The organism is Pseudomonas sp. JUb52 (assembly GCF_004341115.1).
GTDB lineage: Bacteria > Pseudomonadota > Gammaproteobacteria > Pseudomonadales > Pseudomonadaceae > Chryseomonas > Chryseomonas oryzihabitans.
This window is the reverse complement of record NZ_SLYS01000010.1, coordinates 1-26,530: the sequence shown is the minus strand read 5'-3', so window position 1 is coordinate 26,530 and position 26,530 is coordinate 1. Positions and strand designations below refer to the sequence as shown.

Annotated in this window: 29 protein-coding genes and 3 tRNA genes; 19 read left to right on the top strand and 13 right to left on the bottom strand. The window is 64.9% G+C overall.

Annotation, left to right across the window (positions count from 1 at the left end; translation table 11 throughout):
- Window positions 1–65: 65 nt before the first annotated feature.
- Genes EC839_RS16845 through EC839_RS16830 form a run of 4 tightly spaced genes read left to right on the top strand, consistent with a single transcriptional unit; the run spans window position 66 to window position 3,074 of the window.
- Window positions 66–1,076 (top strand): acyl-CoA dehydrogenase, encoded by a 1,011-nt coding sequence (locus tag EC839_RS16845; protein ID WP_372237669.1) that lies wholly within the window; start codon window positions 66–68, stop codon window positions 1,074–1,076.
- Window positions 1,064–1,825 (top strand): PIG-L deacetylase family protein, encoded by a 762-nt coding sequence (locus EC839_RS16840; protein WP_231501018.1) that lies wholly within the window; start codon window positions 1,064–1,066, stop codon window positions 1,823–1,825. Before EC839_RS16845 ends, EC839_RS16840 begins: the two co-directional genes overlap by 13 nt.
- A gap of 8 nt (window positions 1,826–1,833) precedes the next feature.
- Window positions 1,834–2,421, top strand: coding sequence for a trans-aconitate 2-methyltransferase (locus EC839_RS16835; protein ID WP_007161835.1), 588 nt, complete (start codon window positions 1,834–1,836; stop codon window positions 2,419–2,421).
- Entirely contained in the window at window positions 2,418–3,074 is a 657-nt protein-coding gene (locus EC839_RS16830) for a glycosyltransferase family 2 protein (protein WP_007161836.1), read from the top strand. The genes EC839_RS16835 and EC839_RS16830 overlap by 4 nt, the downstream gene beginning before the upstream one ends.
- On the opposite strand, the gene EC839_RS16825 is transcribed toward EC839_RS16830, so the two are convergent.
- Complete coding sequence (locus EC839_RS16825; RefSeq protein ID WP_007161837.1) at window positions 3,075–3,869, bottom strand: helix-turn-helix domain-containing protein; 795 nt, start codon at window positions 3,867–3,869, stop codon at window positions 3,075–3,077.
- Window positions 3,870–3,945: 76 nt separating this feature from the next.
- On the opposite strand from EC839_RS16825, the gene EC839_RS16820 reads away from it, so the two are divergent.
- Entirely contained in the window at window positions 3,946–4,956 is a 1,011-nt protein-coding gene (locus EC839_RS16820) for a bile acid:sodium symporter family protein (protein ID WP_007161838.1), read from the top strand.
- Window positions 4,957–4,980: 24 nt separating this feature from the next.
- On the opposite strand, the gene gorA is transcribed toward EC839_RS16820, so the two are convergent.
- Both gorA and galU read right to left on the bottom strand, forming a co-directional pair.
- Window positions 4,981–6,354, bottom strand: coding sequence for a glutathione-disulfide reductase (gorA, locus tag EC839_RS16815; protein WP_007161839.1), 1,374 nt, complete (start codon window positions 6,352–6,354; stop codon window positions 4,981–4,983).
- Between the two features lie 126 nt (window positions 6,355–6,480).
- Window positions 6,481–7,311, bottom strand: coding sequence for a UTP--glucose-1-phosphate uridylyltransferase GalU (gene galU, locus EC839_RS16810; protein WP_007161840.1), 831 nt, complete (start codon window positions 7,309–7,311; stop codon window positions 6,481–6,483).
- A gap of 239 nt (window positions 7,312–7,550) precedes the next feature.
- Between galU and EC839_RS16805 the strand changes: the two genes are divergently transcribed.
- Both EC839_RS16805 and EC839_RS16800 read left to right on the top strand, forming a co-directional pair.
- Window positions 7,551–8,033: a hypothetical protein gene (locus EC839_RS16805; RefSeq protein ID WP_223855430.1), complete on the top strand. Its 483-nt coding sequence runs from the start codon at window positions 7,551–7,553 to the stop codon at window positions 8,031–8,033.
- 150 nt (window positions 8,034–8,183) lie between these two features.
- Window positions 8,184–8,558, top strand: coding sequence for a hypothetical protein (locus EC839_RS16800; RefSeq protein ID WP_007161842.1), 375 nt, complete (start codon window positions 8,184–8,186; stop codon window positions 8,556–8,558).
- Here EC839_RS16800 and EC839_RS16795 read toward each other — a convergent pair.
- The 3 genes from EC839_RS16795 to EC839_RS16785 all read right to left on the bottom strand — a co-directional run bounded on the left by EC839_RS16795 (window position 8,524) and on the right by EC839_RS16785 (window position 10,797).
- Window positions 8,524–8,880 (bottom strand): antibiotic biosynthesis monooxygenase, encoded by a 357-nt coding sequence (locus EC839_RS16795; protein WP_007161843.1) that lies wholly within the window; start codon window positions 8,878–8,880, stop codon window positions 8,524–8,526. The two genes, EC839_RS16800 and EC839_RS16795, sit on opposite strands and share 35 nt — an antisense overlap.
- Window positions 8,877–9,581 carry a gamma-glutamyl-gamma-aminobutyrate hydrolase family protein gene (locus EC839_RS16790; protein ID WP_007161844.1) on the bottom strand — a complete coding sequence of 235 codons (705 nt, stop codon included), beginning with the start codon at window positions 9,579–9,581 and terminating at the stop codon, window positions 8,877–8,879. The genes EC839_RS16795 and EC839_RS16790 overlap by 4 nt, the downstream gene beginning before the upstream one ends.
- 178 nt (window positions 9,582–9,759) lie before the next feature.
- Window positions 9,760–10,797 carry an NADP(H)-dependent aldo-keto reductase gene (locus tag EC839_RS16785; RefSeq protein ID WP_007161845.1) on the bottom strand — a complete coding sequence of 346 codons (1,038 nt, stop codon included), beginning with the start codon at window positions 10,795–10,797 and terminating at the stop codon, window positions 9,760–9,762.
- A 203-nt stretch (window positions 10,798–11,000) separates the two neighbouring features.
- On the opposite strand from EC839_RS16785, the gene EC839_RS16780 reads away from it, so the two are divergent.
- The 6 genes from EC839_RS16780 (at window position 11,001) to tcyN (ending at window position 16,365) form a co-directional block, all read left to right on the top strand.
- A complete protein-coding gene (locus tag EC839_RS16780) occupies window positions 11,001–12,140 on the top strand; it encodes a glutathione-independent formaldehyde dehydrogenase (RefSeq protein ID WP_007161846.1) in 1,140 nt (379 codons plus the stop codon).
- Between the two features lie 167 nt (window positions 12,141–12,307).
- Complete coding sequence (locus tag EC839_RS16775; RefSeq protein WP_007161847.1) at window positions 12,308–12,961, top strand: 7-cyano-7-deazaguanine/7-aminomethyl-7-deazaguanine transporter; 654 nt, start codon at window positions 12,308–12,310, stop codon at window positions 12,959–12,961.
- Window positions 12,962–13,030: 69 nt separating this feature from the next.
- Complete coding sequence (locus EC839_RS16770; protein ID WP_007161848.1) at window positions 13,031–14,023, top strand: D-cysteine desulfhydrase; 993 nt, start codon at window positions 13,031–13,033, stop codon at window positions 14,021–14,023.
- Between the two features lie 112 nt (window positions 14,024–14,135).
- Window positions 14,136–14,933, top strand: a complete 798-nt coding sequence (gene tcyJ / locus EC839_RS16765; protein ID WP_007161849.1) for a cystine ABC transporter substrate-binding protein — start codon at window positions 14,136–14,138, stop codon at window positions 14,931–14,933.
- Window positions 14,930–15,604 carry a cystine ABC transporter permease gene (gene tcyL, locus EC839_RS16760; RefSeq protein ID WP_007161850.1) on the top strand — a complete coding sequence of 225 codons (675 nt, stop codon included), beginning with the start codon at window positions 14,930–14,932 and terminating at the stop codon, window positions 15,602–15,604. The genes tcyJ and tcyL overlap by 4 nt, the downstream gene beginning before the upstream one ends.
- Window positions 15,601–16,365 (top strand): L-cystine ABC transporter ATP-binding protein TcyN, encoded by a 765-nt coding sequence (tcyN, locus tag EC839_RS16755; RefSeq protein WP_007161851.1) that lies wholly within the window; start codon window positions 15,601–15,603, stop codon window positions 16,363–16,365. The genes tcyL and tcyN overlap by 4 nt, the downstream gene beginning before the upstream one ends.
- On the opposite strand, the gene epsC is transcribed toward tcyN, so the two are convergent.
- Window positions 16,356–17,300 (bottom strand): serine O-acetyltransferase EpsC, encoded by a 945-nt coding sequence (epsC, locus tag EC839_RS16750; RefSeq protein WP_007161852.1) that lies wholly within the window; start codon window positions 17,298–17,300, stop codon window positions 16,356–16,358. The two genes, tcyN and epsC, sit on opposite strands and share 10 nt — an antisense overlap.
- A gap of 116 nt (window positions 17,301–17,416) precedes the next feature.
- Here epsC and sseA point away from each other — a divergent pair, with 116 nt between their 5' ends.
- From sseA to EC839_RS16720, 6 genes are all read left to right on the top strand, one after another.
- Window positions 17,417–18,268, top strand: a complete 852-nt coding sequence (gene sseA, locus EC839_RS16745) for a 3-mercaptopyruvate sulfurtransferase (RefSeq protein ID WP_007161853.1) — start codon at window positions 17,417–17,419, stop codon at window positions 18,266–18,268.
- Between the two features lie 157 nt (window positions 18,269–18,425).
- The gene (gene ahpC / locus EC839_RS16740; RefSeq protein ID WP_007161854.1) at window positions 18,426–18,989 is read left to right on the top strand and encodes an alkyl hydroperoxide reductase subunit C; all 564 of its coding nucleotides are present in this window, start codon (window positions 18,426–18,428) and stop codon (window positions 18,987–18,989) included.
- 83 nt (window positions 18,990–19,072) lie between these two features.
- Window positions 19,073–20,632 carry an alkyl hydroperoxide reductase subunit F gene (gene ahpF / locus EC839_RS16735; RefSeq protein WP_007161855.1) on the top strand — a complete coding sequence of 520 codons (1,560 nt, stop codon included), beginning with the start codon at window positions 19,073–19,075 and terminating at the stop codon, window positions 20,630–20,632.
- A 214-nt stretch (window positions 20,633–20,846) separates the two neighbouring features.
- The gene (locus EC839_RS16730; protein WP_007161856.1) at window positions 20,847–21,512 is read left to right on the top strand and encodes a gamma-glutamylcyclotransferase; all 666 of its coding nucleotides are present in this window, start codon (window positions 20,847–20,849) and stop codon (window positions 21,510–21,512) included.
- Window positions 21,509–21,736 (top strand): TIGR02450 family Trp-rich protein, encoded by a 228-nt coding sequence (locus EC839_RS16725; protein WP_007161857.1) that lies wholly within the window; start codon window positions 21,509–21,511, stop codon window positions 21,734–21,736. The genes EC839_RS16730 and EC839_RS16725 overlap by 4 nt, the downstream gene beginning before the upstream one ends.
- 126 nt (window positions 21,737–21,862) lie before the next feature.
- Window positions 21,863–22,123, top strand: coding sequence for a hypothetical protein (locus EC839_RS16720; RefSeq protein ID WP_007161858.1), 261 nt, complete (start codon window positions 21,863–21,865; stop codon window positions 22,121–22,123).
- A gap of 42 nt (window positions 22,124–22,165) precedes the next feature.
- Here EC839_RS16720 and EC839_RS16715 read toward each other — a convergent pair.
- The 6 genes from EC839_RS16715 to uvrY all read right to left on the bottom strand — a co-directional run bounded on the left by EC839_RS16715 (window position 22,166) and on the right by uvrY (window position 25,671).
- Window positions 22,166–22,252 (bottom strand) — tRNA-Leu (locus tag EC839_RS16715).
- A gap of 107 nt (window positions 22,253–22,359) precedes the next feature.
- Window positions 22,360–22,433, bottom strand: a tRNA-Cys gene (locus tag EC839_RS16710).
- Window positions 22,434–22,469: 36 nt separating this feature from the next.
- Window positions 22,470–22,545: transfer RNA gene (locus EC839_RS16705), tRNA-Gly, on the bottom strand.
- 61 nt (window positions 22,546–22,606) lie between these two features.
- On the bottom strand, window positions 22,607–23,167 hold the full coding sequence (pgsA, locus tag EC839_RS16700) for a CDP-diacylglycerol--glycerol-3-phosphate 3-phosphatidyltransferase (RefSeq protein WP_007161859.1): 561 nt from the start codon (window positions 23,165–23,167) through the stop codon (window positions 22,607–22,609).
- 31 nt (window positions 23,168–23,198) lie between these two features.
- Window positions 23,199–25,025, bottom strand: coding sequence for an excinuclease ABC subunit UvrC (gene uvrC, locus EC839_RS16695; RefSeq protein WP_007161860.1), 1,827 nt, complete (start codon window positions 25,023–25,025; stop codon window positions 23,199–23,201).
- Between the two features lies 1 nt (window position 25,026).
- Complete coding sequence (gene uvrY, locus EC839_RS16690) at window positions 25,027–25,671, bottom strand: UvrY/SirA/GacA family response regulator transcription factor (RefSeq protein WP_132832913.1); 645 nt, start codon at window positions 25,669–25,671, stop codon at window positions 25,027–25,029.
- Window positions 25,672–26,530 lie beyond the last annotated feature (859 nt).

Sequence of the window (26,530 nt, the reverse complement as noted above, 5' to 3'; positions counted from 1 at the left end):
GCCCGTGGTCTGCACTAACGAGCGCTGTCGTGGACAGCGCCGTCGCCAGCCACGGGATGGAGCCGATGTCGATCGATCTGGATAGCCTCCAGGACACCCTGGACGAGTGGGCCTATGACGAGGTCACTCCCGCACTGCTGCAACACCGACTCCAGATTCTCAACCAGCGCGGTCTCGACCGCCTGCCGTTGCCCGGCCAGGGTCAGACCCTGGACCGTTGGCGCGCCCTGGCCCAGGTCGCCCATCATGACCTGGGCCTGGTCAAGCTTTACGAAGGCCACACCGATGCCCTGGCCATCCTGAGCGAACTGGAGGGCTACGCGCCGCCCGAAAGCCTCTGGGGCGTCTGGGCCGCCGAGCCGCCCGATGCCCGCCTGCTGGTGCGCTACAGCGCCGACGGCGTGGTCACCCTGCACGGCCGGAAGTCCTGGTGCTCCGGCGCCTCCCTGGTCAGTCACGCCCTGGTCACCGCCTGGATGGACGATCATCCGATGCTGGTGGCGGTGGAAATGAAGCAACCCGGCGTCGAAGTCACCCAGGACGGCTGGCGGGCCATCGGCATGCAGCACACGGGTAGCGTCGACGTGCTGTTCGACGGGGCCGCCGGCGTGCTGGTCGGGGCGCCCGGTCGCTACCTGCAGCGTCCCGGCTTCTGGCATGGCGGCGGCGGTATCGCCGCCTGCTGGTATGGCTCCGCCACCGCCCTGGCCGATACCCTGCGCGCTCACTGCAAGCGTCATCGCGAACCCCATGCCCTCGCTCACCTGGGCCATGTGGACGCCGCCCTGCTCGGCGCCGCCACTGCACTGCGCCAGGCCGCCGAGTGGCTGGACCTCAACCCCGAGGCGGACGCCCGTTATCCCGTCTGCCAGTTGCGGGCCCTGGTCGAGCAGTGCGCCGAAATCGTCATCCGCCATACCGGCCGCGCCTTTGGCGCCGCGCCGCTGTGTCGCGACGCCTATTGCGCCCGCCACATGGCGGACCTTCCCGTCTACCTGCGCCAGAGCCACGCCGAACGCGACCTGGCGGTGCTGGGTGACCTCAATCTGCTGGAGGGTGCCCCTTGGCAACTGTAGGCGATCGTCAGATTCAAGGAGCTGGCACCGCGCCCGAGGCGTGGCTGCAGTGGTCCGGCTTCGCCGAGATGCCGGCAATCGAGGCCTCGCAACTGGTCCCGCCCGGCCATCGCGCCGTAGTCGTCGCCCCGCACCCGGACGACGAGATCCTCGGCTGCGGCGGCCTGCTCTGCCAGTTGGGTGAGCTGGGGCGTCGTCTGGCACTGGTGGCGGTCACCGACGGCGATGGCAGCCATCCGCAATCCACCCTCTGGCCGGCCACCCGCCTGCGCAATACCCGTCCACTGGAGACCCGCGAAGCCCTGCGCCGCCTGCATCTGGAGCGCGCCACCGTGACCCGCCTGGCGATACCGGACGGCCATGTAAGCGAGCAGGAAGCCGCCCTGCAGCAGCGGCTGGTGGAAATCCTTACGCCGGAAGACGTGGTTTTCGCCACCTGGCGATTGGATGGCCATCCCGATCACGAGGCGACCGGCCGCGCCGCCGTGGAAGCCTGCCGCCTGCGCGGGGCCCGCTGCATCGAGGTGCCGGTCTGGACCTGGCACTGGGCCGCCCCGGGCGATCCACGCGTGCCCTGGGAACGGGCGCGGCGCCTGGAACTGGAGGAAGACGTCCTGGCGCTGAAGAAGCGCGCGGTGAATGCCTTCGGCAGTCAGCTGACCGAGGACACCAGCACGGGACAGGGACCTATCCTGCCGCCTGCGGTAGTGGCCCGTCTCACCCGTGCCTGGGAGGTCTATCTGACGTGACCGTCTCCATGAGCTATTTCGATTCGCTGTACGCCAGCAGCGACGATCCCTGGGACTACCGCCATCGCTGGTACGAAGCGCGCAAGCGCGATCTGACCCTGGCCATGTTGCCGCACCGTCGTTACAGCCACGGCTACGAGCCTGGCTGCTCCACCGGTGAGTTGTCCCGGCGGCTGGCCGAGCGCTGCGAGCGGCTGCTGGTCAGCGACGGCAATGCCTCCGCGGTCGCCACCGCTCGCGAGCGCCTGGCCGATCAGGCTCATGTCGAGGTGCATCACCTGCTGCTGCCGGACGCCTGGCCGGCCGGCGCCTTCGATCTCATCGTCATCAGCGAGATCGGCTACTACCTCGGCGAGCCCGGCCTGGCTGCCCTCCTGGATCGCGCCCACAGTGCGCTGCTGCCCGGAGGGATACTGCTCGGCTGTCACTGGCGCCATCCCATCGAAGGCTGTGCCCTGACCGGCGACCAGGTTCATGAGCGCATGGCCGCCCTGCCCGGTCTGCATCGCCTGAGCCACCTCGAAGAATCCGATTTCCTCCTCACCCTCTGGTCTTCCGACCCCACCTCCGTCGCCCGCCGGGAGCAGCTTCTATGATAGGTGCCGTGATACCCGCCCATAACGAAGAGCAACACGTCGAACGCTGCCTGCAATCGGTTCTGCGCGCCGCGCGGCATCCGGCCTTGCTGGGTGAACCCGTCGAGGTCGTCATCGTGCTGGACAGCTGCACCGACGGCACCGCGGAAATCGTTCGCCGGCTGCCCGTCACCGCCCTGGAAGTCTGGGCCTGCAACGTCGGCCTGACCCGGGCGACCGGCGCTGCCCATCTGATTCAGCTGGGCGCCCGCTGGCTGGCCTGCACCGATGCCGACTCCGAGGTGGCGCCGGACTGGTTCGCCGCCCAGCTCGCCTATGGCGCCGATGCCGTTTGCGGCGTGGTGGAGGTGGACGACTGGACCCCGCATTCCCCCGGCCTCAGGGCTCGCTACGAGGCCGCCTATCACGACCGCGAAGGCCATCAGCATATCCATGGCGCCAACTTCGGCATCTCCACGGCAGCCTATCTCCAGGCAGGCGGTTTTCCGTCCATGACCGTGGACGAAGACGTAACCCTGGTCACCGCGCTCAAGACCCAAGGCGCGCGCATCGCCTGGAGCAACAGCGTGCGGGTGCGCACCAGCTCGCGCCTGGACTGCCGGGCCCGCGGTGGTTTCGGCGACTACCTGAGCCTGCTCGGCGCCACTGCCTGACTAAACGCCCAGGGCGAAGGCCCCGGGCGTCGCGCCGAATTGCCGGCGAAAGGCGGCGATGAAAGCCGATGGGGAGTTGTAGCCGCAATCCAGCGCTACCTCCGTCACCGCAGCGCCCTGTTCCAGGCGTTCCAGGGCGCTGATCAGGCGCAACCGCTGGCGCCAGGTTCTGAAGGTCAACTCGGTATCGCGCAGGAACGCCCGGCTCAGTGTCTTTTCCGAGGCGCCCAGCACCCCCGACCACTGCGCCAGGGTGCGATCGTCCGACGGATTGGCCGCCAGGGCCTCGCACAGCAGGCGCAGCCGGCCATCCTGGGGCGCCGGCAGCGACAGTCCGACCTCGGGTGCCGCCTGCAACTGATCCAGCATCACCGACACCAGCCTTCCCTCGGGTCCCGCCTCGTCATATTCCCGGGCGAAGCCGCTGAAGGTCTTGATCAGTTCGCGGATCAGCGGACTCACCGCCACCACCCGACACCGCTCGCCCACATAGGGCGCCGCCTCGGCCCCGACATAGAGGCTGCGCATCTCCGCCCTGGGCGAGGAGCGCACCTGATGCTCGACATCGGCGGCGATCCACACCGCCCGCTGCGGCGGTGCCACATAGCTGCCCTCGGCGGTGGTCACCGTGAGCACCCCCTTGATGGCATAGGACAGCTGGCCCCAGGGATGCCGGTGCCAGGGTGTCCAGGCCGGTTGGGCCAGGGACTCCACCCGGGCATAGAGGCGCCGCGGCAGGTGCGCGAGTTCGGGAACGGGACGTTCGACCGCAGACTGTCCGTTTGACGACATCATTGGGGCTTTTCGCGTTAGTCGGCTAGGTCAGGAGACGATAGCCTTGGGGCTATCCGCAGACAACCCGAGAGAGACCATGGCTCGTCCCCGCCTGATGCCCGACAATTTCACCCTGCTGCTGGTCGCCACGGTGATCCTGGCCAGCGTGCTGCCCTGCCAGGGCCTCGCCGCCCAGATCGCCAACGTGGTGACCAACATCGCCATCGGCCTGCTGTTCTTCCTGCACGGCGCCAAGCTGTCGCGCCAGGCGCTGGTGGCCGGCATCACCCATTGGCGCCTGCACCTCCTGGTGTTCGCCTTCACCTTCGTCAGCTTTCCGCTGCTGGGCTGGGCGCTGCAGCCGCTGCTGGCCCCGCTGGTGACGCCGGAGCTCTATCTCGGCGTGCTGTTCATGTGCGCCCTGCCGGCCACGGTGCAGTCGTCCATCGCCTTCGTCTCCATGGCCCGCGGCAATGTCTCGGCCGCGGTCTGCAGTGCGTCCCTGTCCAGCCTGCTCGGTATCTTCCTCACTCCACTGCTGGTCCGGCTGCTGCTCGACGCCCACGGCGGCTCGGACGGCCAGAGCACTCTGGATGCCATCGTCAAGATCTGCGTCCAGCTGCTGCTGCCCTTCGTCGCCGGCCAGCTGCTGCGTCCGGTGATCGGCCACTGGGTGGATCGCCACAAGGGCAAGCTCAAGTTCGTCGACCAGGGGTCCATCCTGCTGGTGGTCTACACCGCCTTCAGCGCCGCGGTCATCGAAGGCCTGTGGCGCGAGACGCCGATCCTGTCGCTGGTGGGCCTGGTGTTCATCTGCGCCACCCTGCTGACCATGGTCCTGCTCGCCACGCGCTATAGCGCCCGGCTGCTAGGCATGAGCAAGGAAGACGAGATCACCGTGGTCTTCTGCGGCTCCAAGAAGAGCCTGGCCACGGGGGTGCCCATGGCCAAGGTGCTGTTTGCCGGCAGCACCATGGGTCCGGTGCTGCTGCCGATCATGCTGTTCCACCAGATCCAGCTGATGGTCTGCGCGGTGCTGGCGCAGCGCTACGCCAGGCGCGAGACGGCGGAGGCCGCGCCCGTGGCGGCGGCCCCCGTGGCGAAGTGATCCCCGCGGTGGCGAGGCGCCCGTCTAGCGCGCCTCGTCCTCGCGAACCGGCTTGCGCATGGTGACCCACTCTTCCGCGGCGGTGGGATGGATGCCCAGGGTGTCGTCGAAGCAGGCCTTGGTCGCGCCCGCCTTGAGGGCGATGGCCAGGCACTGGATCTGCTCGCCGGCATCGGGGCCCACCATGTGGCAGCCCAGCACCTGGTCGCTGTCGGCATCCACCACCAGTTTCATCAGGGTGCGCTCCTGGACATCGGTCAGGCTGAGCTTGGTCGGCCGGAAGCTGCTCTGGAAGATCTTCAGTCGATGGCCACGCTCACGCGCCTCTTCTTCGCTCAAGCCGATGCTCGCCAGATTGGGCAGGCTGAAGACCGCGCTGGCGATCAGGTCGTAGTTCAGCGGGCGATAGCTGTCGGGATTGAACAGATGGCGCGCCAGGGTCATGCCCTCGGCCAGGGCCACCGGGGTCAGCTGCACCCGGCCGATGACGTCGCCGATGGCGTAGATCGAAGGCTCCGCGGTCTGGAAGGTCTCGCCGACCTTGATGAAGCCCCGGTCGTCCAGGGCGACACCGGTGTTTTCCAGGCCCAGGTCGTCCAGCATCGGCCGGCGGCCGGTGGCATAGAAGACGCAATCGGCGTCCAGCATCCGACCGTCCTTGAGTGTCACCTGCAGGCTGCCATCGGCGGCCTTGTCGATCCGCGCCACATCGGCATTGAATTGCAGGTCATGGCCGCGCTTCTGCATCTCGTCGCGCAGGTGCTCGCGCACGCCCCTGTCGAAGCCGCGCAGGAACAGCTCCCGGCGATACAGCAGGGTCGTCTTGGCGCCGAGCCCCTGGAAGATCGAGGCGAATTCCACGGCAATGTAGCCGCCCCCCACCACCACCACCCGCTTGGGCAGCTCCGGCAGGTAGAAGGCCTCGTTGGAGGTGATGGCATGCTCGCGGCCGGGGAAGTCCGGCACGTCCGGCCAGCCACCGGTGGCGATGAGGATGCGCTCGCAGCGATAGCGCTGGCCTTCCACCTCCACGGTATGGGGATCGAGGATGCGGGCATGGGCTTCCAGCAAGGTCACCCCGCTGTTGACCAGCAAGGCCCGATAGATGCCGTTCAGCCGGCGGATCTCGTGGTCCTTGCTGGCGACCAGGGTGTTCCAGTCGAAGGCCGGAACCTCGGCATCCCAGCCATAGCCACGGGCCTGGCGGAATTCATCGCGAAAGGAGGCGCCGTAGATGAAGTATTTCTTGGGCATGCAGCCCACGTTCACACAGGTCCCGCCGAGGTAACGGCTTTCCGCCACCGCCACCCGGGCACCGAAGTCGGCCGCGAAGCGCGCGGCCCGTACCCCGCCCGAACCGGCGCCGATCACGAAGAGGTCGAAATCATAGGTCGTCATGGAGCTCTCTCTTTTTGCTGCTGGCGACCAGCATAACGCAAGGCCACCCTGGGCAGCGGCCCGGCTGGCCAACCGCCAGAAACGACAAGGCCACCCGCAGGTGGCCTGGTCGACTGCACGTCAGGCTTACAGCGCCTTGTACAGATTCTCGAAGCAGAAGTTGGTGGCTTCGACGAAGCCTTCCGCGCTGCCGCAGTCGAAACGCTGACCCTTGAATTTGTAGGCCAGAACGCAACCGTCCTGGGCCTGCTTCATCAGGGCGTCGGTGATCTGGATCTCGCCACCCTTGCCCGGCTCGGTCTGCTCGATCAGGTCGAAGATGTCCGGGGTCAGAATGTAGCGGCCGATGATCGCCAGGTTGGAGGGAGCGTCTTCCGGCTTCGGCTTCTCGACCATGTTGTTCACGCGGTAGATGTCGTCACGGATCATCTCGCCGGCGATCACACCGTACTTGTTGGTCTCGTTGGCCGGGACTTCCTGGATGGCCACGATGGAGCAGCGGAACTGGTTGTACAGCTTGACCATCTGCTTGAGGACGCTGTCGCCTTCCAGGTTCAGGCAGAGGTCGTCCGCCAGGACCACGGCGAAGGGCTCGTCACCGATCAGCGGGCGGCCGGTCAGGATGGCGTGGCCCAGGCCCTTCATCTCCACCTGACGGGTGTAGGAGAAGGTGCAGTTGTCGATCAGCTTGCGAATGCCGACCAGGTACTTTTCCTTGTCGGTGTTCTTGATCTGGCTTTCCAGCTCATAGCTGATGTCGAAGTGGTCTTCCAGCGAGCGCTTGCCACGACCGGTAACGATCCCGATCTGATGCAGGCCAGCCTCCAGAGCTTCCTCCACGGCGTACTGCACCAGCGGCTTGTTCACAATGGGCAGCATTTCCTTGGGCATGGCTTTGGTCGCAGGGAGAAAACGAGTGCCATAGCCGGCTGCCGGAAACAGACATTTGGTGATCATGGGAGTCCTTTGATCTGTACGTGAAGGCAAAACGAACGGCGGTCTATCCAGCCGCTTGTCGCATACAATGCCCGAAGCGCGCGACGCTGGAAATAGCCAGGCATGGGCGCTCTGTGGACGTGCGGATACGACTCCAGGATTGCCTTCCGGTTCTGCGCAAAGCCGCAAAGAACTGCTATCGTCCAAAGTTTGGAACCAGCGTCACGACTCCGCGGATAGATCTCGACATGAAGAAATGGATGCTCCCGTTGCTGTGTGTTTCCCTCGCCGGCTGCTCCCTGGGCGGTCATCACGAGGCGGCGGAAACGCGGCCGCTCAGCGCGGAACAGACCACCCTGCTGCGCCAGAACGACCTCTTGCAGGCCAAGCTGCTGGTCCTGGGTGGCAGCGAAGAACAGCTCAAGCTCGCGGATGCCCTGCTGCTGCGCAATGGCGGAACCAGCGCCGATGGCGAAGTGGAGTTCTATCGTGCGGTGATCGCCATCAAGCAGGGCCCGCAGACCGATGACGTCCTGGAATTGCTGAACGCCTCCGCCGATCATCGCTATCCGCTGGCCTATGCCCTGCTCTATCGGATGTATACCGATCCCTTCCTGGTGCCCGAGGCCGACCCGATCCAGGCGCAGACCTACAAGAGCGCCTACGGAGAGCTCGCGGTGGCCAAGAGTGGCTATCCGTCCTTCGACAAGGCCGTGGAAGTCACCCGCCAGCTGGCGCCCTGAACCCGCCTCTCTAGTCGGCCGCTTTGCGGCCGTTCACAGTCTGGCGCTGGCGAATGAGCAGCCGTTGACCTTTCCTGGATGTGAATGATGTCAACTGGCCGCATGACGGTAGCATCGAGCCTCTACCGTCCGCCGCCCAGAGCCATCTCCATGTCCTCGCTTGGCAAGCTGTCACCCGATATCGTTGCCGTCCGGACCGTGACGCAGCGGCTCGTCCTGCTGCTGATCGGGTTCTTCGCGCTGGCCATCCTGCTGACGCGGCTGCCGACCTTCATCAACGCCGCCAGCGGCGAGACCTGGCAGATCCGCGGCGGCCAGATTCCGCTGATGCAGTATCCCGCCATGCCGGAGCGCAGCGTGGTCGCCAACCGCCAGCTGATCGCCATGCTCAAACCGGGCGATCGCATCCTGGTCCTGGACAGCGCCCCCTTTCGCCCCTGGAAGAAGGTCATGCTGATCGGCGAAGACAGCCGCATCGGCTGGATTCGCGTCACCCCGGCCCTGGGCGCGATCCGCCTGGAGTGACGCCAGGACCGGCGCGGCTCGACAGCAGGCGCATGACCCGGGTGTCATGCCAGCGATACCAGCGCGCCTGACCCAGCCGCTGCGCCTGCCGATGTTCCGGATGGGCGCCCCAGGCCGCGACGGCGGCCTCATCGGTCCAGTAGGACAGGGTGATGCCCAGGCCATCGACGCCGCGCACCGATTCCATGCCGAGAAAGCCCGGTTGCGCCTCGACCAGCTCCACCATGCGCATGGCCATGCGCTCATAGTCCGGATCCTGATCCGCCCGTTGCGAGATGAAGGCGATCACCACGCAGTCTGCGGGCAACTCCAGCCGCTTCATGGCAGCACGCTCCGAGCGGCGATCATCGCCTCCAGCCAGGCGCGCACCACCGCGGGGACCCGGCCGGCCAGCGCTTCGCGCTCCGGCTGATAGAGGGTGCCGAAATAACAGGGATGGGTCGTCAGTTCGAAGGCAGCGGGTAGTCCTTCTTCATCCCAGGCGAGTACGCGCCAGCCGGCGTCGAGCAAAGCCGGCAGATAGGCGGGATTCACCCCGAAGCGACAGCGATAGGTGGCCTCGACCCGTTCGGCGCCGGTCGCCTCCGCGAGGCGCGACCCTGCCAGCAGTCGGAGTTGATTCTGCACCTCGATGCGGGCGCAGCTCAGGGGCGTGAGCACCGCGCGGCTGGCCAGGGGATCGTCTTCGCCGTGGGCGGCATCCGTCCATCCCAGCACGGACTGGACGTACTCCAGCAACGCGTACTGCAGCCCGCCACAGGTCCCGAGAAAGGGAATCCGCTGTTCGCGCGCCGTGCGCAGAGTCGCCAGCACCCCTTCGCGATGGCGATAGGGACTCCCGGGGACGCACCAGAGGCCGTCGCAGTCGGCAAGGGCGCCATCGGCCTCGACCGTCGGCAGCCAGCGTGTTTGCAGCGTGACACCCAGCGCCGTGGCGGTCAGCGCCAGGGCCTGGGGGATGGCTTGGTGGGCCACGATGGAAGCGTCCTGGTCACCCAGGAGCACGATTTCATATGACGTCATGATGGACACCTGCAGGCGTGGAAGGTCCGACCGACTCTAGGCCCTTTGGGCCCACGGTTTTAATAGGCGTTGCGGACAGCAGCCCTTGCGTCCCTGCCCTGTCGGTCACGCCCGCCTTTCGCCAGGCGCAAGGAAGCGCCCGGTACAGCAGCTGTACCGGGCGCCGGATACCAGACACTCAGGGTGCCGGGTTGGGCTGGTCGACGTGGATGGCTTCGATGGCGGCCAGGGTTTCCTGATCCAGCACCAGCTCGCTGCTCGCCAGATTGCTTTCCAGCTGGGCGAGCGAGGTGGCACCGATGATGTTGCTGGTCACGAAGGGCCGAGTGGTGACGAAGGCCAGGGCCATCTGCGCCGGATCCAGACCGCGCTCCCGGGCCAGTTCGACATAGGCCTGGGCCGCGCGCTGCGTTTGCGGATTGCTGTAGCGCTGGAAGCGTTCGAACAGGGTCAGTCGCGCCCCTTCCGGACGGGCGCCGTTCAGGTACTTGCCCGCGAGCACACCGAAGGCCAGCGGCGAATAGGCCAGCAGCCCCACCTGTTCGCGCATGGCCTGCTCGGCCAGGCCCACCTCGAAGCTGCGATTGAGCAGATTGTAGGGATTCTGGATGGAGACCACCCGCGGCCAGCCGCGCGTCTCGCTCAGGTGCAGGAAGCGTTGCACGCCCCAGGGCGTTTCGTTGGACAGGCCGACATGGCGGACCTTGCCTGCCTTCACCAGGCCGTCGAGGGCCTCCAGGGTCTCCTCGATGGGTGTGAAGTCGGCATCGTTGTGCACATAGCCCAGCTGACCGAAGTAATTGGTCCGCCGATCCGGCCAGTGCAGCTGGTAGAGATCCAGATAGTCGGTGTTGAGTCGCTTGAGACTGGCCTCCAGCGCGGCGGTGAGATTGGCCTTGGTAAAGGCCAGGCCACCGTCGCGGATGTAGTCCATGTCGCGGCCAGGACCGGCCGCCTTGCTGGCCAGTACCCAGTCGGCGCGGTCGCCGTGCTGGCGGAAATAGTTGCCGATGATGGTCTCGGTACGGGTGTAGGTCTCGGCGCGCGGCGGCACCGGGTACATCTCGGCGGTATCCAGCAGGTTGACGCCGGCCGCCTTGGCGACCCGGATCTGCTCGAAGGCTTCTGCCTCGGTGTTCTGCTCGCCCCAGGTCATGGTACCCAGGGAAATGGCGCTCACCTTCAGCTCGGTTCGGCCCAAGGATCGATAGTGCATGGCAAGCCTCTTTCGCGGTTGAAACCGCAACGTTAGCAGGACTCCCAAGCGCAGCCCAACTCGTCTGACGATTTGAACTCTCGTCCGCTTGCCGATGCCCTCCCCTTGAGGCGACAGCCCAGGCTGCTCGCTGCTAGGGAAGACGCCCATCTACCCAAGCGGGTGCCCGTAGAGGACCGACGCGACACTCCGGAGTGCACATCATGAAAGCTGTGGTTTACCAGGGCCCACGCGACGTCGCGGTCAAGAACGTAGCCGATGCCCGCATCGAAAAACCCACCGACGTCCTCGTTAGGATCACCACCACCAACATCTGCGGTTCCGACCTGCACATGTACGAAGGCCGCACCAGCTTCGAAAGTGGCCGGGTCTTCGGCCACGAGAATCTCGGCGAGGTAGTCGAGGTCGGTCTCGGCGTCGATCGCATCAGGGTTGGCGACCGGGTCTGCCTGCCCTTCAACATCGGCTGCGGATTCTGCGAGAACTGCGAGCGCGGGCTGACCGGTTTCTGCCTCACCGCCAACCCGGGCGTCGCCGGTGCGGCCTACGGCTTCGCCGACATGGGCCCCTACCAGGGTGGCCAGGCGGAGTTGCTGCGGGTGCCCTACGCCGACTTCAACTGCCTGGTACTGCCCGAAGATGCCGCGGAACGCGAAGACGACTACGTGATGCTGTCTGATATCTTTCCCACCGGCTGGCATGCCACCGAGCTGGCCGGTCTGCGTCCGGGCGAATCCATCGCCATCTATGGCGCGGGCCCGGTCGGCCTCATGGCTGCCCATTCCGCCATGATCCGTGGCGCCTCCGAGGTCTATGTGGTCGATGACCAGCCGGATCGCCTGGCACTGGCGGAAAAGCTCGGCGCCAAGGCCATCCACGCCAAGGAAGGCGATGCGGTGGAGCAACTGCTCAACCTCACCCATGGGCGCGGGACCGATCGCGGTTGCGAGTGCGTCGGCTACCAGTGCTGCGATCACCACGGGCACGAAGTCAATCACCTCACCATGAACAACCTGGTGGCCTCGACCCGCGCCACCGGTGGTATCGGGGTGGTCGGGGTGTTCGTGCCCCAGGACCCGGGTGGCCGGAACGACCTGGCCAAGCAAGGCAAGATGGCCTTCGACTTCGGCAACTTCTGGTTCAAGGGCCAGCAGATCCGCACCGGCCAGGCCAACGTCAAGAACTACAACCGCGAGCTGGCGCGACTGATCCATGCGGGCAAGGCGCGACCCTCGCAGATCATCTCCCATCGCCTGAGCCTGGCCGAGGCGCCGGACGCCTATCGCCATTTCGATGCGCGGGATGATGGCTGGACCAAGGTGGTGCTCAAGCCGGCCGCCTGAGGCGGTTCACCTTCCCAGGGAGCGCTCAGGAAGAGCCGCTCCCACCCGCCGGGCGCCGCCTGCAGCCAATCACTGGTGATAAGCCCCGGCTTTGGGCTAGGATGGCGCCGCCCCGAATTCCGGGGCCTGGGTTCCCTCACCCCAGGCACTTTCAAAAAGGCCCTCTCATGCTCGAACGTATCGCTTTCGCGCGCCGCACGGCGGTCGCCGCGCTCGTCGCTTTCCATATCCTCATCATCATCGCCAGCAACTACCTGGTGCAGTTGCCGCTGCAGCTGTTCGGCTGGCACACCACCTGGGGCGCCTTCAGCTTTCCCTTCATCTTTCTCGCCACCGACCTCACCGTGCGGCTGATGGGCAAGGCGCCCGCCCGCCAGGTGATCGCCCGGGTGATGATTCCGGCCCTGGTGGTTTCCTATGGGGTCTCGGTGCTGTTCCAGGACGGCAGCTTCCAGGGCTGGGCGGCGCTGGCCGCGGTCAACGTCTTCGTGCTGCGCATCTCCCTGGCCAGCTTCTGTGCCTATGTGCTCGGCCAACTGCTCGACATCCAGGTGTTCGACCGCCTGCGGCGCTCGGGCCACTGGTGGCTGGCGCCCACGGTCTCGACCCTGTTCGGCAACGCTCTCGACACCCTGGCCTTCTTTTCCATCGCCTTCTGGCGCAGCGACAACCCCTTCATGGCCAGTCACTGGCCGGAGATCGCCCTGGTCGACTACGGCGTCAAGCTGACGGTCAGCCTGCTGCTCTTCGTCCCGCTCTATGGCGTGCTGCTGCGTTCGCTGGTGCCCCAGGCCTGGGCGCGGCGTCCGGACCTCGCCTAAGGGCAGGATTGCTGCCAGGCGCGGCTTGGCCCTAGAGTGATGCCCCCTTCAATTGCCTCGGGTTCCGCCATGCTCACCGCCGCCCTCGCCCGCTTTCCGCGCCTGACGCTGCAGCCCTCGGTGACCCCGCTGGAGGTCCTGCCGCGGCTGTCGGCGGAGCTGGGCCGCGCGGTCTACTGCAAGCGCGACGACACCACCAGCCTGGCCCTGGGCGGCAACAAGGTGCGCAAGCTGGAATACCTGGTCGCCGCGGCGCTGGCCGCCGGCGCCGACACCCTGGTGACCGCCGGCGCCATCCAGTCCAACCATGTGCGCCAGACCGCCGCCGTCGCCGCGCAACAGGGCCTGGGCTGCGTCGCCCTGCTGGAAAATCCCATCGCCACCGCGGACCCCGGCTACCTGCACGGCGGCAACCGCCTCCTGCTCGAACTCTTCGGCGCCGAGATCAGAGCCGTCGCGGCGCTCGATGATCCGTTGCGGCAGCTGGAAGCCGAAGCCGAGCGCCTGCGCCAGCAAGGGCGCAAAACCTGGGCGATCCCCATTGGCGGCTCCAGCGCCCTGGGCGCCCTCGGCTACGTTCGTGCGGCCCTGGAACTCGACGCTCAGCTGCACGAACTGCAGTTGCAACCCGCGGCCGTCATCCTCGCCTCCGGCAGTGCCGGCACCCAGGCCGGGCTGGACCTGGCACTTCATCATCTGCGGCCAGAGCTGCCGGTGATCGGCGTCACCGTTTCCCGCACCCAGGCCGAGCAGCTGCCCAGGGTCGCCCTGCTGCGGCAGCAACTGGCCGAGTTGCTGGGCGTCGCTCTACCCGAGAATCCTCCGCTCCTGCGTGACGGCTACTTCGGCCCGCGCTATGGCGAGCCCAATCCCGGCACCCTGGCCGCCATCCGCCGCCTCGGCCGGCTCGAAGGCCTGGTGCTGGATCCGGTCTATACCGGCAAGGCCATGGCGGGCCTTCTGGATATGGTCGCCAGCGGGGACCTCCCACCCGGCCCCCTGGTATTCCTGCACACCGGCGGCGCCCCGGGCACCTTCGCCTATGGCGACTGGTTGGCGTGATCGGCTAGCCAAGCCACAGGACGATGGCATAACGTCAGCAGTTTTCGGACTTGGGATGTCAGAACAGACACCCTCATAGTGGCGCACCCTCATAACCACAAGGATCTCTTCCATGCGCAAACCCCTCCCCCAGCGTCTGCTCCGTAGCGCCGCCCTGTTGCTCGCCCTGGGCCTGGCCCACCAGGCCACCGCCCAGGCCGAAGACCTCCTGCAGACCGTCAAGCAGCGCGGCGAACTGATCGTCGGCCTGGAGGGCACTTATCCGCCCTTCAGCTTCCAGAACGAACAGGGCCAGCTGACCGGCTTCGAAGTGGACTTCGCCAAGGCCCTGGCCAAGGAGCTGGGCGTCGACGCCAAGATCCAGCCCGGCAAATGGGATGGCCTGCTCGCCGCCCTGGAATCCCGGCGTCTGGACGTGGTGATCAACCAGGTCACCATCAGCGACGAGCGCAAGAAGAAATACGATTTCTCCACCCCCTACACCGTCTCCGGCATCCAGGCCCTGGTGCGCAAGGACGACGTCGACAGCATCAAGACCGCCGCCGACCTCGCCGGCAAGAAGGTCGGCGTCGGCCTGGGCACCAACTACGAGCAATGGCTGCGCCAGAACATACCCAAGGCGGACGTGCGCACCTACGAAGACGATCCGACCAAGTACCAGGATCTGCGCGTCGGCCGCATCGACGCCATCCTCGTCGACCGCCTGGCCGCCCTGGAACTGCTGTCCAAGACCAAGGACAAGCTGGCCCTGGCCGGTGAGCCCTTCAGCCGCCAGGAGTCGGGCATCGCCGAACGCAAGGGTGATCCGCAATTCCATGCCGCGGTCGACCAAGCCATCGCCAAGCTGCGTGCCGATGGCACCCTAGCCAAGATCTCCGAGAAGTGGTTCAAGGCCGACGTCACCCAATGAGCGACACGCTACAGCTCCTGCTCGATTCGCTGCCCTTCCTGCTGAAGGGCGCGATCTGGACCGTGGTCCTGAGCCTCGGCGGCATGTTCTTCGGCCTGCTGCTGGGCTTCGGCCTGGCCCTGCTGCGCCGTTCGCAAAGCCTGCCGCTGCGTAGCCTGGCGCGGCTGTACATCTCGTTCTTCCGGGGTACGCCGCTGCTGGTGCAGCTGTTCGTCATCTACTACGGCCTGCCCGAACTGGGCCTGCAGCTCGATCCGCTGCCGGCCGCCCTGATCGGCTTTTCGCTGAACATGGCCGCCTACACCGCGGAGATCATCCGCTCGGCCATCGGCGCCATCGACCGCGGTCAGTGGGAAGCCGCCGCCAGCATCGGCATGACGCCGCTGCAGACCCTGAGGCGCGCCATCCTGCCCCAGGCGCTGCGCATCGCCCTGCCGCCACTGGGCAACAGCTTCATCTCGCTGGTCAAGGACACCTCGCTGGCGGCCACCATCCAGGTGCCGGAGCTGTTCCGCCAGGCCCAGCTGATCACCGCCCGCACCTTCGAGATCTTCAGCCTCTACCTGGCCGCGGCACTGCTCTACTGGGTCCTGGCCAGCCTGCTGTCCACCCTGCAGAACCGCCTCGAACGGCACTACGGGCGCCACATCAATGAACGAGGTCAGTCATGATCGAGGTGCAGGGGCTGTCCAAGTCCTTCCGGCAGCAGACGGTGCTGCAGTCCATCGACCTCGAGGTGGCCCAGGGGGAGGTGGTCGCCATCATCGGCCCCAGCGGTTCGGGCAAGACCACCCTGCTGCGCTGCCTCAATCTGCTGGAGACCCCGGAGGCCGGCAGCATCCGCCTGGGCGACCTGCGCATCGACGCCGGCCGACCGCTCAAGGGCCAGCAGCATGCGATCCGCCAGTTGCGCCAGCGCATGGGCTTCGTCTTCCAGAACTTCAATCTGTTTCCCCATCGCACCGCGCTGGAGAACGTGATCGAGGGACCCATCATCGTCCAGGGCGAGGCGCGCGACACGGCCATCGCCCAGGGCCGTGAATGGCTGGCCAAGGTCGGCTTGGCCGACAAGGCCGATAGCTATCCCGGACAGCTATCGGGCGGCCAGCAGCAGCGGGTCGCCATCGCCCGGGCACTGGCCATGCGTCCCCAGGCCATCCTCTTCGATGAACCCACCTCGGCGCTGGATCCCGAGCGGGTCGGCGAGGTGCTGGAGACCATTCGCGGGCTGGCCCAGGAGGGTCGTACCCTGGTCATCGTCACCCACGAGATGGCCTTCGCGCGCGACGTCGCCCATCGCGTGCTGTTCATGGACGGCGGCCGCATCGTCGAACAGGGTCCGGCGGCCGAGTTGTTCAATCGGCCGCGTGAAGAACGCACCCGGCGCTTCCTGGCCAAGTTCGTCCGTGACAGTGCCGCCGACTACTCCTGAGCCAGACCGGCACACCCCTGCAGGCTGGCCTGGCTGACGTTGCTGTTGGCCGGCACGCCATGGGTCAGCCAGACGTTGCCGCCGATGGTCGAGCCCTGGCCGATGGTGATGCGCCCGAGGATGGTCGCCCCGGCATAGATCACCACATCGTCCTCGACGATCGGATGGCGCGGATGGCCCTTCTTGAGGTTGCCCTCGGCATCGGCCGGGAAGCGCTTGGCGCCCAGGGTCACTGCCTGATAGATGCGCACCCGGTCGCCGATGATGCAGGTCTCGCCGATCACCACACCGGTGCCATGGTCGATGAAGAAGCCCTCGCCGATCTGGGCACCCGGGTGGATGTCGATCCCGGTCGCCGAGTGCGCCCGCTCGCTGACCATCCGCGCCAGCAACGGCAGGCCGCTGCGATAGAAGTGATGGGCGATGCGGTGATGGATCATGGCGTAGATGCCCGGGTAGCAGAGCAGCACCTCGTCCACGCTGCGCGCGGCGGGATCGCCCTGGTAGGCGGCGATCACGTCGGTATCCAGCAGGCGCCGCAGGTCCGGCAGGGCCAGGGCGAAGGCCTGCACCAGCCGACGGGCCTCGTCGGCACGATTGACGCCGTTCTCGCCACGCTGCTTGGCGAAATAGTCCAGTTCCAGCTTCGCCTGGATCACCAGGGCATTGAGCGCCCGCTCCAGTTCGAAACCGACATAGAAGTCCTCGCTTTCCTGGCGCAGCTGATCCGGCCCCAGGCGTAGCGGAAAGAGCGCACCGCTGAGGGATTCGATCACGCTGGCCATGACGCTGCGCGACGGCAGCTCGCGGCCGCTGAACTCGCGGAAACGCCCATGGGTCTCGCGCCATTGGCTGCGCGCCTCATGTAGTTCCCCGACGATGCGCCCGAGTTGCCAGTCGTTGCCGCCCGTGGATTGCCCGTTAAGTTCGCTCATAAGTCATCTATCCAGTTACCAGGCTGACGAGGATAAAGTATCCGCCGATCCCTGACAGCCCACGTCGCGCCAGGCGCGGTAAGCTGTCGTCCTTTGCCCATCAAGGAGCGCCACCCATGATCGCCTCCCCGCTGGTCACCGCTGCCTGGCTGCAGGAGCAACTCGGCCGTCCGGATCTGCTGATCCTCGATGCCAGTCTCTACCTGCCCAACGAACCCCAGATCGCCGACGAGACCTATCGGCAGCAGCACATCCCCGGCGCCCTGCGCTTCGATATCGAACACTTCTCCGATCCGGACACCGCGCTGCCGCACATGGTCCCCAGCGCGGGACGCTTCGCCCGCCTGGCTGGCGAACTGGGCGTCACCCCGGAGACCACCCTGGTCGTGTACGACCAGAAGGGCCTGTTCTCCGCTGCCCGGGCCTGGTGGCTGTTCCGCCTGTTCGGCCATGACCAGGTGATGGTGCTCGATGGCGGCCTGCCGCTCTGGCGTGAACAGGGCCTGCCGCTGGAGACCGGTGAAAACCTGCCCAACCCGCAGCCGCCCTACCCCGTCATCTTCAACAATCGCCTGCTCTGTGGCCTAGGCGATGTGCAGACCGCGCTCAGCGTGGGCCAGACCCAGGTGCTCGACGCGCGTGGCGCCAAGCGCTTCACCGGCGAGGTAGCGGAGCCGCGCCCGGGCGTCGCCTCCGGGCATATGCCCGGCAGCCAGAATCTGCCCTACGACAGCCTGCTGAGCGAAGACGGCACCCTGCTACCACCCCAGGAGTTGCGCCAGCGCTTCCAGGCTCTGGGCATCGACGGCCTGCATCCGGTGATCACCAGTTGCGGCAGTGGCGTCACCGCCGCGGTCCTGCTGCTCGCCTTGAGCGTCGCCGGCCTGCCGGATGGTCGACTCTACGACGGCTCCTGGAGCGAATGGGGTCAGCATCCGGCCACGACCAAGGCGCTGGGTCCGGCCTGAGGCGAGCTAAGGTACTGATTTGATTCAATACCTGTAGTATCCGATAGAGACGCCCAATCGCCGACATCGCCTTTAACAATGAGGTGAATCGTCAAAATGCGATTAGTATGCGTCCTATCGATTTCAACCCTGACTTAAACCCATCAAGGAGTCATCAATGTCCCTGATCAACACCGAAGTGAAGCCTTTCACCGCGACCGCCTACCACAACGGCAAATTCGTCCAGGTGACCGAGGCCGATCTGAAGGGCAAGTGGTCCGCCATCGTGTTCTACCCGGCCGACTTCACCTTCGTGTGCCCCACCGAGCTGGAAGACCTTGCTGACCTGTACCCCGAGTTCCAGAAGCTGGGCGTGGAGATCTACGGTGTGTCCTGCGACACCCACTTCGCGCACAAGGCCTGGCACGACACCTCGGAAGCCATCAAGAAGGTCAACTACCCGCTGGTAGGCGATCCCACCGCTCGCCTGGCACGCAACTTCGAAGTGCTGATCGAAGAAGAAGGCCTGGCCCTGCGCGGCACCTTCCTGATCAACCCGGAAGGCCAGATCAAGCTGTGCGAAATCCACGACAACGGCATCGGCCGTGACGCCAGCGAACTGCTGCGCAAGGTCCGCGCCGCCCAGTACGTCGCCAACCACCCGGGCGAAGTCTGCCCCGCCAAGTGGAAAGAAGGCGAAGCGACCCTGACCCCCTCGCTGGACCTGGTCGGCAAGATCTAACACCCGCCTGATCTAGCCCGAGCGCCCGGGCGCCTTGCCCGCGCGCTCTTTTTTTGCCCATTTTTTACGGAAGCCACGTCGCCATGTTGGACGCCAATCTGAAAGCCCAGCTCAAGACCTACCTCGAACGCGTCACGCGCCCCATCGAGATCGTCGCGTCCCTCGACGATGGCGCGAAGTCCCGTGAAATGCACAGCCTGCTGCAGGATATCGCCAGCCTGTCCGATCAGGTCAGCCTCAGCACCGACGGCACCGATGCCCGTCGCCCCTCCTTCGCCCTGCTGACCCCCGGTCAGAACATCGACCTGCGCTTCGCCGGTCCGCCCATGGGCCACGAATTCACTTCCCTGGTCCTGGCCCTGCTGCAGGTGGGCGGTCATCCGTCCAAGGCCAGCCAGGACGTCATCGAGCAGGTCAAGGCGCTCGACGGCGACTACCAGTTCGAAACCTATTTCTCCCTCTCCTGCCAGAACTGCCCGGACGTGGTGCAGGCCCTGAACCTCATGGCCGTGCTCAATCCCCGGGTCAAGCACGTCGCCGTCGACGGCGCCCTGTTCCAGGACGAGGTCGAGCGCCGCCAGATCATGGCCGTGCCCAGCGTCTACCTGAACGGCGAACCCTTCGGCCAGGGCCGCATGGGTCTGGAAGAGATCGTCGCCAAGCTCGACACCGGCGCCGCCGCTCGCTCCGCCGACAAGCTCAATGCCAAGGACGCCTTCGACGTCCTGGTCATCGGCGGTGGCCCGGCTGGCGCTGCCGCTGCCGTCTATGCCGCACGCAAGGGCATCCGTACCGGCGTCGCCGCCGAGCGTTTCGGCGGCCAGGTACTGGACACCCTGGCCATCGAGAACTTCATCTCCATCAAGGAGACCGAAGGGCCGAAGCTGGCCATGGCGCTGGAAGAGCACGTCAAGCAGTACGAAGTCGACATCATGAACCTGCAGCGTGCCGAGCAGCTGATTCCGGCCCACGAAGCCGGCGGCCTCCACGAAGTCCGCTTCACCGATGGCGGCTCGCTCAAGGCCAAGACGCTGATCCTGGCCACCGGCGCCCGTTGGCGCGAGATGAACGTTCCCGGTGAGCGCGAATACCGCAACCGCGGCGTGGCCTACTGCCCGCACTGCGACGGTCCCCTGTTCAAGGGCAAGCGCGTCGCCGTGATCGGTGGCGGCAACTCGGGCGTCGAGGCGGCCATCGACCTCGCCGGCATCGTCGCCCAGGTCACCCTGATCGAGTACGACGGCCAGCTGCGTGCCGACGCCGTGCTGCAGCGCAAGCTGTTCAGCCTGCCCAACGTGACCGTCATCACCAGCGCCCTCACCAGCGAAGTCAAGGGCGACGGCCAGAAGGTCAACGGCCTGGTCTACAAGGATCGCAACTCCAGCGAGTTCCACCACATCGACCTGGAAGGCGTCTTCGTGCAGATCGGCCTGGTGCCCAATACCGACTGGCTCAAGGGTACCGTCGAGCTGTCGCCGCGCGGCGAGATCGAAGTGGACGCCCGTTGCCAGACCTCCCTGCCCGGCGTCTTCGCCGCGGGCGACGTCACCACCGTGCCCTACAAGCAGATCGTCATCGCCCTGGGCGAAGGCGCCAAGGCCTCCCTGGCCGCCTTCGATCACCTGATCCGCACCAGCGCCTGATCGATCTCACGCCCCCCTTTCCCGCCCGGCATCTGCCGGGCTTTTTTTCGTCCGCCGTTTTCTGCGTCCACCTTGGCATGTTTCTCGCTGCGACCTAACCAGGCGTCATAAAGATGGGCACGAACGGTCTAGGAGTTCCTCCCGGACTTTCGTTAGGATCTCAGGGCCGGGTTCCTGAACCTGGCAGCTCCAGCGGTAGAGGACCAGGCGGCATATGCACAGACAGATTTCTTCCAGCATCCACGATTCCTATCCCCCCAAGCTCGCACCCGCCACGCCGCTCACCCCTCCCGAGCTGGTGGCCTCCCTGGAAGCCACCCTGGCTCAACGCCAACCCGGCCCGGTCTGGCTGTTCGCCTACGGCTCGCTGATCTGGCGCCCCGAGTGCCCCGCCGTCGCCGTGCGCCGGGCGCGGGTGCACGGCTACCACCGCGGTCTCTATCTCTGGTCCCAGCTGCATCGCGGTACCCCCGAGCAACCCGGCCTGGTACTGGGCCTGGATCGCGGCGGCTCCTGCTCGGGCTTCGCCTACCAGTTGCCGGATGACCAGCTGGACGACCACCTGCTGGCCCTCTGGAAGCGCGAGATGCCGGATGGGTCCTACCGCCCCCGCTGGCTGCAATGCCACCTGGAAGACGGCAGCAAGGTGCAGGCGCTCGGCTTCGTGCTGAAGCGCAATCTGCCCTGCTACGCCGGCAGCCTGCCCGATGACATCCTCAATCGCGTCCTGACCGAGGCCTGCGGCCATTTCGGCACCACCCTGGAATACGTCGAGCGCACCATCACGGCGCTCAGGGCCCACGCCATGCCCGATCGCAACCTGGAAGCCCTGCTGCAGCGCTATCGCAGCGCACCCCTGCTGGAGGCCATGCAGGGATGAAGCAACGTCAGATCAACCCCCACAAGCTGCTGCTCAGCAAATGGACGGCCGTCCAGCCACGCGAACGGCAAAAGCACTTCATCGTCACCCGGGTCCATACCCCGGAAGTCGAGACCGACCCCATCTCGCAGATAGATCTGCAAGCCGTTCTCACTCGTCGTACCTGGACGCTGGACTGGCACGAGTTGCAGGATGCAGAATGCTGGCTGCAAGGCTGGCAATGAAACTCCGAAAGCAGGGCCGGGATTTTGCGACTAGCATCGCGATATGACGGCACTTTTCTGCAAAGGTGAAACCCTGTAGCAGCCAATGCTGTCACAGTGCCACCTTTGAACAGGAAGCTTTTCCGGATGACCCTCTATGTCGAACTCGCCAGCGCCTTCAACACCCTCAAAGGCGGATTCGAGCCGTTGCGCTGCGTGATATCCACGCGTGATCAGCGCGCCTACGATGTCGAGGTCTTTTCCCGCAGCGGTCAGTCGGTACTGAATCGCCCTATCGCCCGCACCGAATTGCTCGACGCGGCCATGCTCGAAGCCTTCATCCTCGACAGCCGCTCACGTATCGAGCGCGATGCGGATGAAACGCCCTACTGGACGATTCCCTCCTGAACGAAAAAGGCCACTCGAACAGGAGTGGCCTTTTCATTTGGATGGTGCCCGAGGCCGGAATCGAACCGGCACGACGGTTAAGTCGAGGGATTTTAAGTCCCTTGTGTCTACCAGTTTCACCACTCGGGCAGAACCGAACCCTCAGACAAGCGGATTCGTAGAACCTGATCCAGTATTCATACATCCCTGGATGATGAAAAGCCCCGTAGACCTGGGATCTACGGGGCTCTCAATAGTGGAGGCCGAGGTCGGAATCGAACCGGCGTACACGGATTTGCAATCCGCTGCATGACCACTCTGCCACCCGGCCTCAAACCTGAATGTCTTGCGACACTCATGTAAAACATGGAGCGGGAAACGAGACTCGAACTCGCGACCCCGACCTTGGCAAGGTCGTGCTCTACCAACTGAGCTATTCCCGCTTGGTGACGGGCGCCATTCTATCTGAGCTACCCTTCATGTCAAGCCATTGATTCAAAAAACTTATTTCTTTTTCTCGGCGCTCATCAGATGCGGCCAGGCGGCCATCAGATAGGTGCACATGGACCATAGGGTCAGGGCTGCTGCGACGATGAGCAACGCATAACCACTGATGACCCAGAAGGTCATCTGCGGCGGGTTGGCCAACAGGATGACCAGCGCCAGCATCTGCGCCGCCGTCTTCCACTTGCCCAGATTAGATACTGCGACCTGCGCCCGGGCGCCCAACTCGGCCATCCACTCCCGCAGCGCCGATACCACGATCTCGCGACCGACGATGATGACGGCGGGCAGCGTCAGCCAGGCATTGGCGTGCTCCTGCACCAGCAACACCAGGGCCACGGCGACGATGAGCTTGTCCGCTACCGGATCCAGGAAGGCCCCGAAGGGCGTGCTCTGCCCCAGGCGCCGCGCCAGATAGCCATCCAGCCAGTCGGTCGCACAGGCGATGGCGAAGATGGTGCTGGCGGTCCAGTAACTCCAGTGGACTGGCAGATAGAACAGGATGACAAAGAGCGGAATGAGGAAGACGCGCAGTACGGTAAGCAGATTTGGAATATTCATTGGCGCGGCTGTTGGTGAACGTGAGGCGATTCTACTCGCTGTGCAAGGCCGCATAAATCTGCTCGGCCAGCTTTTTGCTAATGCTTGGCGCTTTGGCGATCTCTTCGATGCTCGCACGCTGCAGCTCACGGAGTCCGCCAAAGTGCTTGAGAAGCTCCTGCCGACGCTTGGGCCCGATCCCGGCAACCTCCTCCAGCGATGACGTCCGGCGTGCCTTGCCGCGGCGTGCGCGGTGCCCGGTGATGGCGAATCGGTGCGCCTCGTCGCGAATCTGCTGAATGAGATGCAGCGCGGGCGAATGAGCCGGCAAGGTGAACTCGTTGGACGGATCGTCCAGATAGAGGACCTCGAGACCCGGCTTGCGGGTAACGCCCTTGGCGACCCCCAGCAGGACCAGATCCGGCACCGCCAGCTCCCTGAGCACCTCACGGGCCATGGCCAACTGGCCCTTGCCGCCATCCACCAGCAGGATGTCAGGCAGCTTGCCCTCGCCCGCCTTGAGCCGACTGAAGCGGCGGGTCAGCGCCTGATGCATCGCCGCGTAGTCATCACCAGCGGTTACACCCTCGATGTTGTAACGACGATAATCCGACTTGAGCGGTCCTTCCGGCCCGAAGACCACGCAGGACGCCACGGTCGCCTCGCCACTGGAATGACTGATATCGAAACACTCCAGCCGCTGAGGCGGTTCCGGCAGATCCAGCGCCTGCACCAGGGCATCGAAACGTACCCCCATGTGCTGCCGATTGGCCAGTCGCGTATTCAGCGCCTGCTCCGCATTGGTCACTGCCAACTGCTGCCAGCGGGCTCGGGTCCCCCGGACGCGATGAGCAATGACCAGCTGCCGCTTGTGAACCTCGGCAAAGGCATCGATCAGGGTAGCGAAGTCCTCGTGGACGGAATTCACGATGATCTCGTCTGGCAGATCCCGCTCCAGGTAGGCAAGGTAGTACTGCTCCAGGAAGGCGGCCAGCACTTCGCTGGAATCCTCCTCGATCCCTACCTCCGGGAAGAAATTCTTGCTGCCCAAAACTCGCCCGCCGCGGACACTGACCAGGTGCACGCAGGCACCGCCCGGATTAACGAGAGCGGCGATGACATCGACATCACCGGTACCACCCTCGATGCTCTGCTGATCCTGAACCCGTCGCACCAGGGCCACCTGATCACGCAGCTCCGCTGCCCGCTCGAACTGCAGATTGATGGAGGCGCTTTCCATCTTGGCTTGCAGCTCTTCAGCCAGGGCATTGCTGCGCCCCTCGAGAAACATGGCCGAATGACGAACGTCCTCGCCATATTCCTGCTCGCTGACGAGCGCCACGCAGGGGCCCTTGCATCTCTTGATCTGATACTGCAGGCACGGCCGCGTACGATTGCGAAAGTAGTTGTCATCGCACTGCCGTACCTGAAAGGCTTTCTGCAGCAGATTAAGACTTTCGCGGATGGCACCCGCGCTGGGATAAGGACCGAAGTAACGCCCCTTCCCTCTCTTCTCTCCACGGTGAATGGTCAGCCGCGGATACTGATCCTCGGTCGAGAGATAGACATAGGGGTAGGACTTATCATCCCTCAACAGGATGTTGTAGGGCGGGCGCCACTGCTTGATGAGATTCTGTTCCAGCAGGAGCGCTTCGGTCTCGTTGCCGGTGATGGTGGTCTCGATCTGAGCGATCTTGGACACCATGGAAGCCGTCTTGGGAGCCAAGCCGGTCTTTCTGAAATAGCTGGAAAGTCGGTTCTTGAGATTCTTGGCCTTACCTACATAGAGGAGCTTGCCGCCCTCATCGAACATCCGGTAGACACCCGGACGTCCACTGCAACCGGATAGAAAGGCTGCAGCATCGAAAGATTGACTCATATCAACTCGTTGCATCTACCATGCCGTGGCGAACAGCCAACATGGCTAGTTCGACATCGCTGGTAATCGATAATTTCTCGAAGATCCGATAGCGATAGGTGTTGACGGTCTTCGGCGACAAACAGAGCTTGTCGGAAATGACCTGGACTTTCTGGCAACCCGCGATCATCAGCGCGATCTGAATCTCTCGCTCGGACAGCTGATCGAAGGGCGACGCTTCGGCCTTGGACTGAAAGGGTTTCAAGGCCAGCTGCTGGGCGATCTGCGCACTGATGTAACGCCGACCGGCGAAGGCCTGCTTGATGGCGGTGATCATCTCTTCGATGTCCGCACCCTTGGTCAGATACCCTGCAGCACCCGCCTGGAGCAGACGCGTCGGAAAAGGATCTTCCTCGCAGGCAGTGACGACCACCACCTTCAGATCGGGCCGGCTGCGCAGGAGCTTGCGGGTAGCTTCCAGCCCACCGATACCAGGCATCCGAACGTTCATCAGAACGACATCCGGCTCGAGCTCACGGGCCAGCATCAGTGCATTTTCACCACTGTCTGCCTGGCCGACGACCTGGATTCCTGCTACATCCGCCAACATCCGTACAATGCCGGTACGAACAAGATCATGATCGTCGACAACTAGCACCTTGATCAAAATCGAATCCCCTTCGCTTGCGCTTTCATCGCTTGCGTCACCTAAACAACTATCCGCTGGCCCTACCCGTTAAAGAATAGGATCCTAGGCTACGCTATAAATTTGATTGGTCATGCAAAGAAAAAAGGGGTACGACGCTTCGCACCCCTTGCCTGCCGGCCTTAGGCCATTGGGCATTGTATACCGAAAAGAGCCGGAGAAATGAAGCAGATCAGAATCATTCCCGGTCAGGTTACCAATGGTTCGCTGAGCTTTTGGCTCAATCCGCAAGATCCACGCCTGACCGTCGAAGGCCTCCCCGCCCCCTGCGCGCCACCCTGATAGCCCGCAAACCCTGAACGCCAAAAGCCCGGCATATGCCGGGCTTTTTCTTGCTCGCGTAGCGCTACGGTAGGTTGGGTTGATCGTAGCGAAGCCCAACATCCAGCCATCCGATCGCGGCCATGGGCCGCTCCTACTGCATGCCTTCTAGCAGGAGCGGCCGCATCGGCGGACCGCCATGGCCACAACAGCCCGGCGCAGCCGGGCTGTTGTGGCTCTTTGGCTCTTTGCAGAATGCCAGCAGCGCCCGTCTAGCAGGCCCTGCGCCAAGCTCTCCGACGCTCCGCTCCTGGTCCCCTCTCCCCCCGGGAGAGGGCTAGGGTGAGGGCAACCTCAGCTACCTAGCCCCAGGCTTTCGCTGGCCGATCATCTGCCCCCAGCGCCTAGGCATGCTGACGTCCGGCCAAACTTTTCCCACCCCAAAGACAACACCCCCGCCAGAGTGAACTGAGCGGGGGTGCTGGGTGTTAGGCGCTTGACGATGACCTACTCTCACATGGGGAAGCCCCACACTACCATCGGCGATGCATCGTTTCAC

Excerpts from the sequence above, each read along its gene's own strand:
- EC839_RS16845 (WP_372237669.1), top strand. The coding sequence starts at position 66 with ATGTCGATCGATCTGGATAGCCTCCAGGACACCCTGGACGAGTGGGCC.
- EC839_RS16835 (WP_007161835.1), top strand. The coding sequence starts at position 1,834 with ATGAGCTATTTCGATTCGCTGTACGCCAGCAGCGACGATCCCTGGGAC.
- EC839_RS16830 (WP_007161836.1), top strand. The coding sequence starts at position 2,418 with ATGATAGGTGCCGTGATACCCGCCCATAACGAAGAGCAACACGTCGAA.
- EC839_RS16825 (WP_007161837.1), bottom strand. The coding sequence starts at position 3,869 with ATGATGTCGTCAAACGGACAGTCTGCGGTCGAACGTCCCGTTCCCGAA.
- EC839_RS16820 (WP_007161838.1), top strand. The coding sequence starts at position 3,946 with ATGGCTCGTCCCCGCCTGATGCCCGACAATTTCACCCTGCTGCTGGTC.
- gorA (WP_007161839.1), bottom strand. The coding sequence starts at position 6,354 with ATGACGACCTATGATTTCGACCTCTTCGTGATCGGCGCCGGTTCGGGC.
- galU (WP_007161840.1), bottom strand. The coding sequence starts at position 7,311 with ATGATCACCAAATGTCTGTTTCCGGCAGCCGGCTATGGCACTCGTTTT.
- EC839_RS16805 (WP_223855430.1), top strand. The coding sequence starts at position 7,551 with ATGCTCCCGTTGCTGTGTGTTTCCCTCGCCGGCTGCTCCCTGGGCGGT.
- EC839_RS16800 (WP_007161842.1), top strand. The coding sequence starts at position 8,184 with ATGTCCTCGCTTGGCAAGCTGTCACCCGATATCGTTGCCGTCCGGACC.
- EC839_RS16795 (WP_007161843.1), bottom strand. The coding sequence starts at position 8,880 with ATGAAGCGGCTGGAGTTGCCCGCAGACTGCGTGGTGATCGCCTTCATC.
- EC839_RS16790 (WP_007161844.1), bottom strand. The coding sequence starts at position 9,581 with ATGACGTCATATGAAATCGTGCTCCTGGGTGACCAGGACGCTTCCATC.
- EC839_RS16785 (WP_007161845.1), bottom strand. The coding sequence starts at position 10,797 with ATGCACTATCGATCCTTGGGCCGAACCGAGCTGAAGGTGAGCGCCATT.
- EC839_RS16780 (WP_007161846.1), top strand. The coding sequence starts at position 11,001 with ATGAAAGCTGTGGTTTACCAGGGCCCACGCGACGTCGCGGTCAAGAAC.
- EC839_RS16775 (WP_007161847.1), top strand. The coding sequence starts at position 12,308 with ATGCTCGAACGTATCGCTTTCGCGCGCCGCACGGCGGTCGCCGCGCTC.
- EC839_RS16770 (WP_007161848.1), top strand. The coding sequence starts at position 13,031 with ATGCTCACCGCCGCCCTCGCCCGCTTTCCGCGCCTGACGCTGCAGCCC.
- tcyJ (WP_007161849.1), top strand. The coding sequence starts at position 14,136 with ATGCGCAAACCCCTCCCCCAGCGTCTGCTCCGTAGCGCCGCCCTGTTG.
- tcyL (WP_007161850.1), top strand. The coding sequence starts at position 14,930 with ATGAGCGACACGCTACAGCTCCTGCTCGATTCGCTGCCCTTCCTGCTG.
- tcyN (WP_007161851.1), top strand. The coding sequence starts at position 15,601 with ATGATCGAGGTGCAGGGGCTGTCCAAGTCCTTCCGGCAGCAGACGGTG.
- epsC (WP_007161852.1), bottom strand. The coding sequence starts at position 17,300 with ATGAGCGAACTTAACGGGCAATCCACGGGCGGCAACGACTGGCAACTC.
- sseA (WP_007161853.1), top strand. The coding sequence starts at position 17,417 with ATGATCGCCTCCCCGCTGGTCACCGCTGCCTGGCTGCAGGAGCAACTC.
- ahpC (WP_007161854.1), top strand. The coding sequence starts at position 18,426 with ATGTCCCTGATCAACACCGAAGTGAAGCCTTTCACCGCGACCGCCTAC.
- ahpF (WP_007161855.1), top strand. The coding sequence starts at position 19,073 with ATGTTGGACGCCAATCTGAAAGCCCAGCTCAAGACCTACCTCGAACGC.
- EC839_RS16730 (WP_007161856.1), top strand. The coding sequence starts at position 20,847 with ATGCACAGACAGATTTCTTCCAGCATCCACGATTCCTATCCCCCCAAG.
- EC839_RS16725 (WP_007161857.1), top strand. The coding sequence starts at position 21,509 with ATGAAGCAACGTCAGATCAACCCCCACAAGCTGCTGCTCAGCAAATGG.
- EC839_RS16720 (WP_007161858.1), top strand. The coding sequence starts at position 21,863 with ATGACCCTCTATGTCGAACTCGCCAGCGCCTTCAACACCCTCAAAGGC.
- pgsA (WP_007161859.1), bottom strand. The coding sequence starts at position 23,167 with ATGAATATTCCAAATCTGCTTACCGTACTGCGCGTCTTCCTCATTCCG.
- uvrC (WP_007161860.1), bottom strand. The coding sequence starts at position 25,025 with ATGAGTCAATCTTTCGATGCTGCAGCCTTTCTATCCGGTTGCAGTGGA.